The sequence below is a fragment of the Bremerella sp. P1 genome (assembly GCF_028748185.1).
GTDB lineage: Bacteria > Planctomycetota > Planctomycetia > Pirellulales > Pirellulaceae > Bremerella.
Map to the genome: position 1 here is coordinate 883,355 of NZ_CP118164.1, position 13,862 is coordinate 897,216.

The 13,862-nt window shown below is 55.0% G+C and carries 10 protein-coding genes; 2 read left to right on the forward strand and 8 right to left on the reverse strand.

Going from position 1 to position 13,862, the window contains the following annotated elements; genetic code table 11:
- Window positions 1-180: 180 nt before the first annotated feature.
- The 8 genes from PSR63_RS03705 to PSR63_RS03740 form a co-directional block, all read right to left on the reverse strand.
- On the reverse strand, window positions 181-1,581 hold the full coding sequence (locus PSR63_RS03705; RefSeq protein ID WP_274330860.1) for a sigma-54-dependent transcriptional regulator: 1,401 nt from the start codon (window positions 1,579-1,581) through the stop codon (window positions 181-183).
- An 8-nt stretch (window positions 1,582-1,589) separates the two neighbouring features.
- Window positions 1,590-2,471, reverse strand: a complete 882-nt coding sequence (locus tag PSR63_RS03710) for a sensor histidine kinase (RefSeq protein WP_274330862.1) — start codon at window positions 2,469-2,471, stop codon at window positions 1,590-1,592.
- 16 nt (window positions 2,472-2,487) lie between these two features.
- Window positions 2,488-2,946, reverse strand: coding sequence for a hypothetical protein (locus PSR63_RS03715; RefSeq protein ID WP_274330864.1), 459 nt, complete (start codon window positions 2,944-2,946; stop codon window positions 2,488-2,490).
- Between the two features lie 17 nt (window positions 2,947-2,963).
- Window positions 2,964-5,486, reverse strand: a complete 2,523-nt coding sequence (locus PSR63_RS03720) for a tetratricopeptide repeat protein (protein WP_274330866.1) — start codon at window positions 5,484-5,486, stop codon at window positions 2,964-2,966.
- 392 nt (window positions 5,487-5,878) lie between these two features.
- Window positions 5,879-6,622: an alpha/beta hydrolase gene (locus PSR63_RS03725; RefSeq protein ID WP_274330867.1), complete on the reverse strand. Its 744-nt coding sequence runs from the start codon at window positions 6,620-6,622 to the stop codon at window positions 5,879-5,881.
- Between the two features lie 335 nt (window positions 6,623-6,957).
- Window positions 6,958-7,905, reverse strand: coding sequence for a malate dehydrogenase (mdh, locus tag PSR63_RS03730; protein ID WP_274330868.1), 948 nt, complete (start codon window positions 7,903-7,905; stop codon window positions 6,958-6,960).
- 186 nt (window positions 7,906-8,091) lie between these two features.
- On the reverse strand, window positions 8,092-9,546 hold the full coding sequence (locus PSR63_RS03735) for a hypothetical protein (RefSeq protein ID WP_274330869.1): 1,455 nt from the start codon (window positions 9,544-9,546) through the stop codon (window positions 8,092-8,094).
- Complete coding sequence (locus tag PSR63_RS03740; protein ID WP_274330871.1) at window positions 9,527-10,558, reverse strand: hypothetical protein; 1,032 nt, start codon at window positions 10,556-10,558, stop codon at window positions 9,527-9,529. Before PSR63_RS03740 ends, PSR63_RS03735 begins: the two co-directional genes overlap by 20 nt.
- 367 nt (window positions 10,559-10,925) lie before the next feature.
- Here PSR63_RS03740 and PSR63_RS03745 point away from each other — a divergent pair, with 367 nt between their 5' ends.
- Together PSR63_RS03745 and PSR63_RS03750 are read left to right on the forward strand one after the other, a co-directional pair.
- Entirely contained in the window at window positions 10,926-11,492 is a 567-nt protein-coding gene (locus PSR63_RS03745) for an RNA polymerase sigma factor (protein WP_274330872.1), read from the forward strand.
- Between the two features lie 49 nt (window positions 11,493-11,541).
- A complete protein-coding gene (locus PSR63_RS03750) occupies window positions 11,542-13,620 on the forward strand; it encodes a VWA domain-containing protein (RefSeq protein WP_274330874.1) in 2,079 nt (692 codons plus the stop codon).
- Window positions 13,621-13,862: the final 242 nt, after the last annotated feature.

Here is a 13,862-nt window from a genome sequence, read left to right on the forward strand (position 1 = left end):
AGGGTGTGCCGATCTAAGCCTGCTGGCGTCGATCACTTCTAGCATGCCCGCAAAGTTTGCCTGCTTCGGCAAATCTTGCGGCAATCCACTTTCGGACCCACTTTTCCGTATCTGCAACCGGCAATTCTTGCCGATCCGTTTCCGGAATGTTTTGCCGATAGCACATCCAGCACCAAGTCCTTAAACATGGGCAAAGGTACGAGCCCGGGGGGCCAGGCCGTAACTTCGCAGCTTGTTACTTAACGTTCGCACACTAATCCCAAGGGCGGTTGCGGTCTTTTCACGATGCCCTTCGTAGTGTTCGAGTGTTTGTTCGATCAGCTGCCGCTCCATATCTTCCAGCCGCATTCCCACCACGGAAACGTTGCCGGTCGACTGCAGCGAAATCGACTCCTGGCTATTCTCGGTCAGCCAAGGTCGAATCTGTTCAGGGGTCAAATCGTGGCCGATCGTCAGCAGTGCGGCTCGCGTGATGATGTTTTCCAGTTCGCGAACGTTGCCTGGCCAAGGATGGCTTTGCAGCAGGTCCATCGCCGAATCGGCAACTGTCAGCATCTCGCGACCGACTCGAACCACGGCCGCATTCAGGAAGTGATCGACCAGCATCGGAATGTCTTCGGTACGATCGCGAAGCGGAGGTAATTCAATCGGGACCACGTTGAGTCGATAGTAAAGGTCCTGACGGAAACGACTGGCAGCCACTTCAGCCAGCAGATCGCGGTTGGAGGTTGCCAGCACGCGAACGTCAGCTTCGACCGTTGCACTGCTGCCGACTTTCTCAAATCGCTTCTCTTGCAGCACCCGAAGCAGTTTGGCCTGCAGCGGCAGATCAATCTCGGTGATTTCGTCAAGAAGGATGGTTCCCTTGTCGGCCAGCTCAAAACGTCCGATTCGGGCATGATCGGCACTGGTGAATGCACCTCGCTCGTGACCGAACAGTTCGCTTTCCATCAGGTGGGCTGAAAGGACAGGGCAATTCAGGCTGATCATCGCCTGGGCACTACGACGGCTGGCCTGGTGAATCGACCGGGCAACCAGTTCCTTTCCGGTACCACTTTCGCCGGTGATCAAGATCGTCTCGTCGGTCGGGGCTACCAGGGCAATCCGCTGACGCAAGGTCTGCATGGCCAGGCTATTGCCAATCATCACGACCGAGTCACTATCGCCACCCGGAGGAATCGCCGTCGCACGATCGCCGCGACTGGTCGACTCGATGGCCCGCTGGATCGCCGATTCCAGGGCTTCGACCTGGACTGGCTTTTCCAAGTAGTCGAGTGCACCAAATCGCATCGCATCCACGGCCGTATGGATGCTTCCATGGGCGGTGACCATGACCAATTGTGTTTTTTCGTGCTGGGCACGAACTTCCCGGACCAGTTGCAGGCCATCCATTCCTGGCATTTGCAGGTCGGTCACAACGACATCGAAGGCCTGCTTGGCCAGCCGTTCGAGGGCCTCACGACCGCTTCCACAACTTGCCGTTTGATAACCAATCATCGAAACGGCATCGCAAAGGCTTTCGCGCGAATGCGGATTGTCGTCGACAATCAGTACGGAATGACTTGGCGTGGTCTTTTTCATGGCGTCGATCATGCAGCTGCCTTCAGGGATTTCATCGGGAACATGAGCGTAAATGCGGCTCCAAAGTCGGGGCAGTTCATCGCTGACACTTGCCCCTGATGGACTTCCACGACTCGCTGGACGATTGCCAGGCCGAGACCGGTTCCGGTGCTCTTGGTGCTATAAAATGGATCAAATATGCGTCGCACGTCGGTGTGGGAAATTCCACAGCCGGTGTCCGCGAACTCGATTTCCAGGTGACCGAAGTTAGCCTGGGAGGTGATCGTCAGGATGCCTCCACTGGGCATCACATCCAAGGCGTTAAGAATCAGATTCAGAAACGCCCGCTTGAGCATGTCTTTGTCGGCCAGCAGCATCTCCTGCTCGGTCAGGTCCAAACGTACCTGCACGTTCTGAGCTTGAAACTGCGGTGCCAGGTCTTCGCAGATCTCGCGGATCATTTGCGATGTCGGCACATAGGCCTGATTCGGCTGACGATCGGCCGTGAAGTGCAGCAGGTCGTCGACGGTCGTATTGAGCACGGTCAATCCCGACTCGATCTTGTCGACAATCCGCTTCGTTTCCGGGTCACCATCGATCTTTCGCTTGAGTAGCCCTGTGTAGAGCGTCAACGGCATCAGGCCGTTACGTACTTCGTGGGCAATATGCGATGCCACCAAGCCGAGATCGGCCAGGCGATTCTTGCGAGCCAGTTCGCGATTCTTGACTTCCAATTCGTCGGTCAGCCGCGTCACTTCTTTGCGAAGCGATTCGTGCGTTTCCTGCAACCTGGCTGTGGCTTTGTCCCAGCATGAAAGCAGTTCGCGCAGATCGATCGACTCGTCGCCTGCCGAGAGATTCCAGAGGCGATTGGTATCGGACATCATTGGTTCTTCGTTGGGAGAGGTCATGATTTGGGGACCTTTCTTACTCAGCGGTTAAGTCAAAGCCGCGACTTGTGGGGGCGTTCATATCGTTGTATGCCGAAGCGGAGTCGGCGGCGGTGTGCGTCTCTTGGAGCAACTTCGAGATTTCATCGCGATGCGTCGTGACGATCTCGGTGCTCTTTTGTTCCAACTGCTTCAATTCCGTCAGCAGCACTTCGCAGTGCTTGGCTTTTTGCGAACACTGCGTGCGTTCGCTGGCACTTCGCCAAACACGAGCATCCGGATTCTGCTGGCGGAAGGGATCCATAGTGCGATCGATATGGGTTAGTCGTTCAATCAATGTCTGCTTGGCAACCAACACCCGCATCAAGTCGTCGATGTAGTCGCTGTGCCCGGCCAATCTCAGTTGGTATTGCGAAAGGGTCAGCAATTGCGTCAGCACTTCGTGCTTCTGATCAATAAGCTGAACCAGTTGATCGGTTTCCTCAACGCAAGGCATACAAATCAGCTTTCCAGTTAAAGGGTGGCCCCTAACCAATCGAGGTAGTTTTGCCAGTCGTCCCGCGAACCGTGGGTCGTCTCCGAGTAATCGATTCCATCGGCCAGACGGGACAGCACAATCTTGGCCTGCTCGACCGTGCCGCGGGCTTCGGTCGACAAATTCATGTACCGGTAACAGTGGGCAATCTGAACGAATGCCTCGAGCGAAACGGCTTCCGTTTGATAGCGGTTGGAAGCGGTCGAATAGGCCTCGATCGCATCCTTGTAGCGTGCCAACTCGAACATCGCCGCCCCCTGAGCGAAGTAGCAGTTCCGCAAAATCTTCGCTTCAACCGGATGGAGGTCGGCTTGCATTTCGAGCTTGGTTGTCAGTTCGTATTCCAGGTCGTTGTAGATCTCGATCGCACTTTCGAGGTGATCTTTCACTTCTTTGTCGAACTTGATCCGCTGTGTTTCGATGTTCACCAAGCGAAACTTCTTTTTGGGCAGCGTGGACGAACGTCGATGACACTCGGCAATCAGATAACGAGCACTGACCGAACGAGGATCATCCGGGTAACGCCGAACGGCCGCATGCAGGTACTTGATCGCCCCCTTGTAACTCTCGTTGCTCTGTTCCAGGAATTGAAAGGCCTCGCGAGGAATGCTCTCCGGTGCTTCCAGAGCCCCTTTCACGCGGGCCTGAGCTTCATACATTTCCCCTTCGAGATGCAGCACCTGCCCGAGGGCAAATAGCGAATCTTGCCATTCACGGCTGCTTGGCTCGAGGCGTCCATCGTCGAGATTCGCTGTCAGGACACTCTTTGCCTCGGCCAGCTTGCCGAGTTCCATGTAGGCTTCGCCACCAAGCACACGAGCTTCGTAAACCGAGGGATCTTTCGGATAAAATTCCAGGCACTCGTTGATTGGGCTCAGGGCATCTTCCGCTCGATCAAGGGCGATCAGTGCTCGAGCCGTCGCGACCAAGGCACGCGGCTGGTGTTCGCGAGTTTCGTATCGCTGATACTCGGCGAGAATCTCGACAGCCTTACTGAAGTCTTGCCCTCGCAGGTAAGCCGAAGCACTATTCCAGAGATCATTCGTATACTCGGCCGTAGCGAACCGGTGTTCGGCCAGGTCGAGATAAACTTTGCCAGCACTGCGGAAGCGAAAACGCGACTTCGCACGCAGGTCGAGTGATTGGTTGAAGGGAACTTTATCGGCCTTATGCTCCAGGTAGTCTCCCCAGGCATGCTGCACATCGGCTTCAATCTGAAAGGCCTGATCCGCGGGGAACAAGGGGCGAAGTGCCTGAGCGACCTCAACTGCCGGGGCGAATTTTTCTTCCGATTTCCAGGCATCGATCGCTCGCGTCACGCGCTGGCGGAACTCGACTTCATTCACCCAGGGGTTTTCGTACTCGCCATTAAGCGCTGCTTCGCGTAGTGCTCGGCGATAGATCTCGACCGCCTCTTCGTCTTTGTCTTCCGCGCGAAGCAATTCCGCTTCTTCCAGGCCTGCGGCAACGCTTTCTGGTGTTCGGTAGTAAATCTTGCGTGTCCGCGAAGCCTGCTCCATGGCTTCGTCCAACTGCTCGTTGGCTCGCAGCATGACTGCCAACAGGTACGAAGCCTTACGCGTCGAGTCGGCGGCAACCAACTGATTGCTCGCAGCCTTACGAAACATTCGGATCGCCGTGTTAAGCGAATCCTGAGCCTGCTCGTTTTCACCGGCTGCCAGATGATCGTGATAACGACGACGGGCCACCAAACCTTGAACAATCACACCATCGACATAGCTAGGCGAGGTGGGTGGGATCTCGAGAATCGTCTCTAACGTTTCATCCAACTGACCCAGTTCGAATTGAATACGAGCTAGGCGAATGTGAGCTTCGGACTTTTGTTCTGGCGTAAGAACAGGATGGGCGTCATACAACCGGCTCCACTTCAAAGCCTGTTGTAGATTGTCTGGTGTCGTGGGCTTGATGGCCAAATAGCAATCGGCCAATGCGTTTTCGATATCGAGTTGATGCAATGGGTAGTCAGCGTAGATCTTGGTGAGTGAGTGAATCGCCTTTTCGTACTGTTTCGATTCCATCTGACTAATACCAAGCAGGTACTCGCCACGAATCTCGTACTCAGGCGGGAATCCTCGATCTCGAGCCGTTTCTAGATGTTGAACTGCGACGCGATAGACCGTCTCGCGATCTTTAGGATTGAGAAACCCTTTCGCTTCGTCGTGCAGAATCATCCCCAACAGAAAAGGCGCGGCACCTTGATAGGGCTGCTCGACGTGAAGGTTGTCGACTTGACTGCGAGCAACGTCGCGTGCCTTGGTGACTTCGCCTGTTTCGTACGCTTCGATCGCCCCAGCTAAAGTTCTATCCTCTCCCTCTCCGCCACGAAGTAGCACCCAAGAGATTCCCGACATAAGTCCCGCCACAACGACAGCGCCAACAATCAGAAAGATCCGATTGCCCAGCATGTCCATGAAACGACCGTGAGGAGTAGTTCCCTCAGGCGTTTCAGGAGCATCGTTTTGGCCAGATTCCGTCGACATCGAAAATTGTTCTCAAGTTCCCAAGTGGCTCAAGCCGATATCGAAACTGGGAAGGTTTACACTGAACTTTCCCGACTTCGCTTCAATAAAATCGCGAGTTTGCGCGAGCGCACACGCCCGCGCGGATTTTCGCGGCACAATATGTACAGAAATGCCTGGAAACGGGTCAATACAGGATCGTTAAGATCTTCTGTCGCAGACGATTAGCCTCGGCCTTTTCCACCTTTGGGCTGAGAAGTGACAGCAGTGCCGGCATGTGATATTTGCGACCGGGACGATAATCTTTTACGCAAAAATGCCCGGCAGATTGACGGGAAGCCAAAGAAAAACCCTCGCCGATGCGAGGGTTTCTCAATGCTTTCAAGGAAGGACTAACGCCAACTCCGGGAGCATTATTTCAAAACCTGCCCCATGACCCAGCCGTTCATATCTTCCAGCATATCGGTCATGATGCCATCGCCGCAGAGATACTCGCGTACATCCATCTTCAGCCCGGCGCTGTGGCCCAGGCGGATGTCCCCGCAAAGCTGCTGTTCGGTGTAGTAGGTACTCTCGTGGCAGTGCATCAGCAGGATCGGAAGCTGCTCGCACATTCCCAGATTTCGCAGCGGGGCATGCCCGTTTGGAAATGGACCGTTGATGGAGATGACGCCGGCGTAATCGTTTGGATTTTGCAGGGCCAATCGCAGAGCCATCGTCGCTCCATCCTGGTAACCGGCCAGGAAAACACGGCGACGATGAATGTTGAATTGTTCGGATGCCGACTCGATCGCTGTTTCTACGCGACGCGAAGCGGCATCGATACAACCTTCGTCTTGCGACCAATAGTAGCTGGCAAACTCGCTGCCGGTGTTACGCGTATGACGTCGAGTACCGCGAGGACCGACGGCAACGAAGTTACGCGTGCTGGTCAGCGGCATGATTCGCCGCAATTGGGACTCGTTGTCGAACGCACCGTGCAACCAGACGATCAGCGGATACGCGTAGCCTGGTTCGTAGTGCAGCGGAGTGAACAGCTCCAGCGGGCAAGTTTGGTTGGAATCTCGCCGAATGCGAAATTCGTAAACCTTGCTTTGCTGGACGCTCAGATTGGACGAATGGTTCGTTGGTAACGCTGGCGTGTCTAAACGTTTCATGAAGACGTTCTGCAGACTCTCGGTGTTGGTTGTTCGGAGAGCGAAGCCCAAATGTGGCGATGTTCGCCAAATGGGTCAAGATCAGCCTCACCATCTTTTTGACTGATCCACTTCGCTTGAGTAATGCCAACGCTGAGAAATCGTTTTCTAGCGTCCTGCGCGACTTCCTTGTCGCCCCGTTGGAACAAGCATTGAAACACGAATGATCCAGGGAAACAATCTTGCTAGCGATGCCGATAATCGTTGAAATTTCTTTGCGAATTTCATGGCCCAAAAAATGCATGGGCCATGATTTATCGATCGCTTTGCTTGTCTCCCAGTCGGAAAACCTTTGCTTACGAAGCTAAGAGTTTGTCCATCGCTTCGACCAATCCCTTGACTGCGTCGACGCTCTTTTGGAAGTCCGCCTTTTCTTGTTCAGTCAGATCGAGTTCGACGACTTTTTCAACACCGTCGGAACCCAGAATGACAGGAACGCCAACGTAGTAGCCACCCACACCGTATTCACTATCGCAGTAAGCAGCACAAGGAATCAGACGCTTCTTATCGCGAACAATCGCTTCGACCATTTGAGCCGTGGCTGCTGCTGGTGCGTAGTAAGCACTACCGGTCTTCAACAGACCAACGATCTCGGCACCACCCTTGCGAGCACGATCGACGATTTCTTCCAGACGCTTCTCGTCCATCAGACGCGTAACAGGAATACCGCCCACCGAAGTACACGACGGCATCGGAACCATCGTATCGCCGTGGCCGCCCATCAGCATGGCGGAAACGTCTTCGACACTCACGCCGAGTTCCATGGCGATGAACGTGCGGTAACGAGCGGTATCCAGAACACCAGCTTGACCCATCACGCGGTTGGCAGGGAAACCGCTAACCTTCAGGGCTTGTTGAACCATGGCATCCAGCGGATTGCTGACCACGATGATCGCACAGTTGGGGCTGGTCGCTTTGATTTGTTCGGTGACGGCGGTGACGATCTTGGCGTTGGTCGCCAACAGGTCGTCACGGCTCATGCCAGGCTTACGAGGAATACCAGCCGTAATAACAACGACGTCGCTGTCCTTCGTATCGGCATAGTCGGTGGTGCCCACGATGTTGCTGTCGAAGCCAACGATCGGCGAGGCTTGCATCAGGTCGAGGGCCTTACCCTTGGGCATGTCCTCAGTTTGCGGAATGTCCAGCAGGACAACGTCACCCAGTTCAGCGGCTGCACACCAGTGAGCACAAGTGGCCCCCACGTTACCGGCACCGACAATCGTGATCTTGGCTCGTTTCATGAGAATGTTCTCCTCAAAAGCCCAGCAGCCGCTGGGATTAATGGTTGATGACGTGTCCGCAAGATGAATCGCCTAAAGCTGTTAAGAAGCATAAGGCCGTTCAGAAGCTGAATATGGGCGCGCCGCCAGCGATTATCAAGAGGGCTTGACGGCCTATCGTCGATCTTCCAGAAGGTTCGCCGCGATTTAACGTCGGCGAGATGCGGGTTTACGCGAGAAGACGACGCCAAACGCAATGCCCACGCCAACCACAACGCCCAAAACAACCAACATGGCAAGTACGAACTGGTTGGTCTGTGGGTTACTGGGAGCCGCATACTTCTCGACGTTCGCGGCGATAAACAGCGGGCTGATCTGCCGCCGAGTGAAATCTTCCTGAGACATAAACGGCGTTCGATAGGCCCACAGTTTGAAAAACGGCCCCGTCACGGCGACCGACTGGTGTAGATCCTCTCCTACCGAAAGCCCTGGGGGTAGTTCAGGCACACAAACCAGCACGGGATAGTCGTTCGTAAACTGTTTTCGTGTCGATTCATCACCCGCACGCTGTGACACAATCGGGTTAGCAATGGGCACGAAGACCGATAGCTCGTAGTAGTGGTCGATGCCCAGCCGCTGCTGAATATCTTTATCATCAACTTCGATCTTCGTGATACGCCGGCAGAGCCCGGTAAGCCGCATGAATTTGGCACGATACATTGCCGGGGCAACCATCAAGCCCTCCGTGGGCTCGGTCAGGTATTGAGAAACGGTTTGATCGCTCATTGCCGTTTGCTGATCGAGCGGCATGCGTTTGACAGCGGCCATCATTTGATAAAAGGGCTCACGCTCGAGTCCCTCGAACTTGACACGATCTTTGACATGAGAAAGCTCGCCGATGTCCATCCCCTGCTCCGCCAATCGAACCTGATCGGCTGTGACGCCCAGGTCACTATTGGGCTCGGTGGGATGCCATGAGATCTTTGGCGTAGCAAACACAAAGCCTTGGCGATCATCGTCAGCCTTGAAGGACTTCAGAAGAACACCAGGAAAACTAATCGGTGCCCCCACAAGATTCTTTTCGGGATTAAGCGTGACCTTCCAGGGATGCGGAATGTCTTCCACCACGATCGTGCCGAGTACCTTTCCGTTGGGCGTATCGAGCATGGCATCCACTTCGTAGTAGTTATCCAAACCGACGCTCTCAACCGCTTCCTTGGGCACGATCAACTCGCGAATGGCTTCGACATTTCCGGTAAGCAAGAAGATATCCAGTCGGTGCTCTTGGGGATTCTCTTCGAGGTCTTTCCAGGGCGTCTCGAGCTTAAGCCAGCGCGTGATTCGATGAGGCTGAAGACGCCGAATCCTCGTCAGCGCGCGAATGACTGCCTCTTGCTCTCCCTCTTCGAGCGGTTGCCCATCGAAGAACATCTGCAGGTAACTGTCACCAAAGTCAATCAGCGCGAAGAATTCACGTGCCGACATCTTGTCGAAATCGGGAGTGGCATTTCCAGACGGCTTCCCTTCGCTTTCGGATGCCTCGCTCTCGCCCATCGGTGGCTTTTCCGAAACATCCTGGGCATTCAGGGAGCCGCTCGCACTCAAGAGAATCACGAGCAGCAAGAGACGCAGAAAATGGAGGCTATTCAGTTGGCTGGCCATCAGTTTCTTCAGACGACGGATGATTTTTCATTTGAGCCGACAAGGCACCCAGTTGATCGCGTACCGATTCGCCAACCGAAATGTCCGCAGCGTTTTCTTCAAACTGCTTTCGATTACGACTGCGCACCAGTTTCTCGACTTGCGAATCACGGTTGCGGTTATTCCACCAGATAAAACCAACAACAGCCATCGCCCCGAGCAACGTGCAACCAATTCCGATGGCAATCTCGAGAGCGGTGATCTCCCGGTTGACGGTAGCCGACGCTTGCCAATTCACATTTCTCGCCAAAAGAAGCGGCGCCGTCATCGTGCCCCCTTTGGCCGAATACACCCACTTCTTAAAGTAGACGGCTTGAAGCGATGCTGGTTCGTGAATCTCGTTGCCAACCGGAAAGCCTTCCGGCAGGTTCATGCTGTAGATCACAATGGGCGAGTTATCCCCTCCCGAAAAGACCCACAACTGCCACAAATTGCCGGCGCGTTCGTCGAGCGGATTCGGCGGAAGCTTGACACACCGCCGGATGGTTCCCTGGATGGTCACCAATTTCCCGCGATAGAGTTTCGACTGCTGAAATAATTGCCCGAACTGCACCAATGGAGCGTGCTCGGCTGACAGATCCTGGGCCGTCGCATCTCGCATGTTGTCAAAGATTTGCGACCACGCCTCGAAGTCGGAAGCACGAAAGGGACTGCTGTCCTCGACCGATGCCAATGCGTCAGTATTGGCCCAAACTCGATTGCGAGCCTCTTCGGCGCTGACCTTACCTTTTTCGCCAAGGGTATACGGTGTGGCCGGGCGACGATTCTCGACGACCCGAAACTCCCCTTCGGTACCGTTGTCGCCGGCGACTGCCTTGCGAGGCACCTCGATCTGGTCTCGGGGGACGCGAGTCGGGTCATCAGGTGCGACTTCCTCGGATGCCTCATCCGGAGCAATCCAACGCCAAGTCTCCGGATCGGCCGCTCGAATCATGAGGACAATCACCAACCCCAGCGAGCCGACAAGCATCATAAGACGCAACTGCTCACCTCGCGCAAAGTAATTTCGCGGAGGTTTTCGACTAGGTTTCGATGACTCAGGAGTAACTTGGGACATGTCTCAAATTATACGCATTGAGTGGAGCAACTCACGGCACTACGGCTAAACACGTGCTGCCGAGCGACCAGCCAAGCCAAACTGACGAGCAAGCCGGACTTCCCCTTAAATCTAGATTTAGAAAAGAGATACGGCAACACGGCAAAAACTCATGCCGCCTCCGATGCATACCTCGCGCCTTTGCTGAACTCTATGGTATCATGGGTTTTATCTCGAAATACGCTCCTCTTTCTGGGAATAATTCAATTCGTTAGCTACGAATGGTTTAGTAAGGAGGAGTTGATTGACAGCCACTGCTTGGCTCCGGCCCAGCAGGAATCGTTCATTCAGTTCTTCCGTGGAGTTTGCGTTGGCTCTTTCCGCCGAGCAGTTTCATCGATTGGTCGACCAGCACGGTCCGACGCTTTATCGCGTTGCCTATCGCTTGATGGGTAATCGCCATGATGCTGAGGACGTGGTTCAGGACGCCTTCCGATCGGTTTGGGACAGCCGCGATCGATTCGACGCCGAAAAGGGAGAGCGTGCGTGGCTGATTGCCATACTCCGTCGCCGCGTTGTCGACCGGTGGCGGCGCAAAAAACAGCCAATGCCCCTTTCCGACCACGACGAGACCACGCCAGAATTGGTCGCCCCCGTTGAACCGGAACAAGGCTTCAGCGACGAGATGCAGGCTGCCCTACAGTGTCTCTCGGAAGAACTTCGTGAGGCAATTCTGTTGGTGGTCGTCGGTGAGCTGACTCACCAGGAAGCCGCAGACCTGCTGCAAGTTCCTCTGGGGACAGTCCTTTCCCGTGTCAGTCGTGCTCGCAAGAAACTTCATCTAGAATTATCCACAAGATTGTCGTCCTGATTTGTCAGCACGGCCACCCACAACTGCCAAAACACCAACCAACACTACCGTGAATTCCTCCGACCACGATCACGAACTTGACCAACAACTGCGAGATGTCGCTATGCCGACTGATCTCGTTGCGCGGCTCAAGTGCATCCCTGAGGCTGCTGAGATTGACGCAGCCCTCGATCGTGAGTTGTCTACCGTCGAAGTTCCCGCCGGCCTGACCGAGCAACTTCACGAAATCTCGGCATCGCAAACGCTGGTCACGCGTAACGTTCGTCAACGTAGTGCTGCTAGTCGTCAGTCTTCCCCGCTCACTTGGGTTGCCGTTGCCTGGACAATTGCCGCAACCGTGCTCGTTGCGTTTGGCATCGGATTGATTTGGCAGATTGACCAGAACACGAATATTGCGAAGAACGACCCGGTATCGGTCATCCCGGCCCCTGTCAGTCCTTCGGAGAAAACCCTGGCACTGGAATGGCTTGGCCCGACCGGTGCCGATATCGAAGCCCAGGCCGAGTTGCCCGGCGTAAGCCCATTGGCGGAAACGCAATCCTTTTTGCCGGCAATCACGGAAGTCTCTCTGCCAGAAACGAAGGTCGCAGACGCGGACACACCTCGAATCAAATCCCTCTCAGAAGAATTGCCGGACGATCTTCTGGCCAATACGTTTCTCATGCGTTGGCAGCCCCTGGGTGCCAATCCGATGATCGACTCGATGCACGGCCGGCCGCAGTTGCTCTTGCCGTCGGCCAGTTCCGTTTCCTATTTCCCTGAGTCCCTGGCCTACGATCGCGAGTTCCTGCTGCGAGAGTCCTCCCAGCCGTTTGCTTCCACGCAGCATCCTTCGATGCGGTCCACGAGCGTCTCAGTAACGGCATCCGAGAAGAGCTTCGAGAATAGCCTGTTCTCCGAGAACCCTCTTTCGCCAGAGGTACTGGAAAATGCTCGTTCGGAAGAGTGGCTCGCGGCAATGGGCAAGTTTTACGTCCCGGCTCAACCGAACCAGATCGAACTGCGCACGGCAGCCGGCCCGGCCGTATTCGCCGGAGCAGGCACACAGCTCTTGGAAATCGGGATCGTCGCTGGTTCGACCGATCCAGCGGATCGCGCCCCGGTTCACTTGACCGTAGCAATCACGCCTCCCGAGTCCGAACAACATGCTCGACTGACATGGCTGCCGGTCAAGATTGCCTTGCGTGAGATGATCGAACAACTCAGCCCGCACGACAGCGTTACCCTGGTCGTCATGTCCGACGTTCCTTATGTCTTGATCGATGATGCGACCAGCGAACATCGCGATGAATGGTTTGCCGCTCTCGACCGGGTCAAGCCTGGCAGTCCGTCAAATCTTGCCGAAGGAATTCGATTTGCCTCGGCCACCGCACTCACCAAAGCTGGGTTTGGCGATATCCGTCGCTCGCTGGTCGTGCTTTCCGACCGCTTCCCGGCGCTTGATGCTTCGACGAACCAGCAACTTCGCCCCCTGATTGAGAATGCTTCGCAGCAAGACATCGCCTTCACATGGGTCCAACTCGAAGATGAGAACTATACATCTCTTGTCCCTGCCCCGCCGGCACTAAAGGGGATGGGTGATTGGCTGGTAACTAATTCGCTGCAAAAGCTCGGCCGAATTCTCAACCAGCAAATTTACGGGGCTACGACCCTGATCGGCACCAATCCGAATGTGCGCGTGAATTGGAATGAAAAGTCGGTCGCCCAATATCGACTGATTGGTTATCAACCTGTGGGTGGTCATTTTGTATCCACTTCGGACACACGCGAGTTTCATGCACTTGAAAGTGGTACGCTGTTGTTTGAATTAGTTCTCCCAGAGGACGGACCAAACGATATCGCGACAATTGAGTTGACCTGGAACGACACCAAGGGCAAGCAACATAAGTCGGCACAAAAAGTGAGTCGCCTGCAATTTGCTCCGTCTTGGCAGGCTTCTCCCCTATCGCTGCAAGCCGCACAACTTACCCAGCAGTGCCTGGCTTTACACCAGAAATCGTACTTTTCACGACGACGTGGCAACACGATCGATGAGTTAGATAGTTGGACTTCCTCCTTGAATCCTGCAATCCGGCAACATGCGAGCTATCCTCGACTGGAAGTCCTGTTGCCGAGCCTGCAGGATTAGGTCAGGATGGGAGTTCACCCGAATACGGCCAACCTTGATGCATCATGGTTGAGCCGATCATTTGACAAAAGGAACAGCACCTCCTCCCCCATCTCTTCTTGAGAGCATCCATGCGATCGCTGCCAAGCAAGGCTTCGCGCCCGCATCGGATGTGGACAATCAGCCTTTTCGCCTTCACAATCGAGCTTGCCTGTCGGCATCGGTTACCGCCGAGAAGTCTTCGTCCGGGTAGAGGTTTCGCC

Bases quoted from the DNA above. Each gene is read 5' to 3' on its own strand.
- PSR63_RS03705 (WP_274330860.1), bottom strand. From the start codon at position 1,581: ATGAAAAAGACCACGCCAAGTCATTCCGTACTGATTGTCGACGACAAT.
- PSR63_RS03710 (WP_274330862.1), bottom strand. From the start codon at position 2,471: ATGACCTCTCCCAACGAAGAACCAATGATGTCCGATACCAATCGCCTC.
- PSR63_RS03715 (WP_274330864.1), bottom strand. From the start codon at position 2,946: ATGCCTTGCGTTGAGGAAACCGATCAACTGGTTCAGCTTATTGATCAG.
- PSR63_RS03720 (WP_274330866.1), bottom strand. From the start codon at position 5,486: ATGTCGACGGAATCTGGCCAAAACGATGCTCCTGAAACGCCTGAGGGA.
- PSR63_RS03725 (WP_274330867.1), bottom strand. From the start codon at position 6,622: ATGAAACGTTTAGACACGCCAGCGTTACCAACGAACCATTCGTCCAAT.
- mdh (WP_274330868.1), bottom strand. From the start codon at position 7,905: ATGAAACGAGCCAAGATCACGATTGTCGGTGCCGGTAACGTGGGGGCC.
- PSR63_RS03735 (WP_274330869.1), bottom strand. From the start codon at position 9,546: ATGGCCAGCCAACTGAATAGCCTCCATTTTCTGCGTCTCTTGCTGCTC.
- PSR63_RS03740 (WP_274330871.1), bottom strand. From the start codon at position 10,558: ATGATGCTTGTCGGCTCGCTGGGGTTGGTGATTGTCCTCATGATTCGA.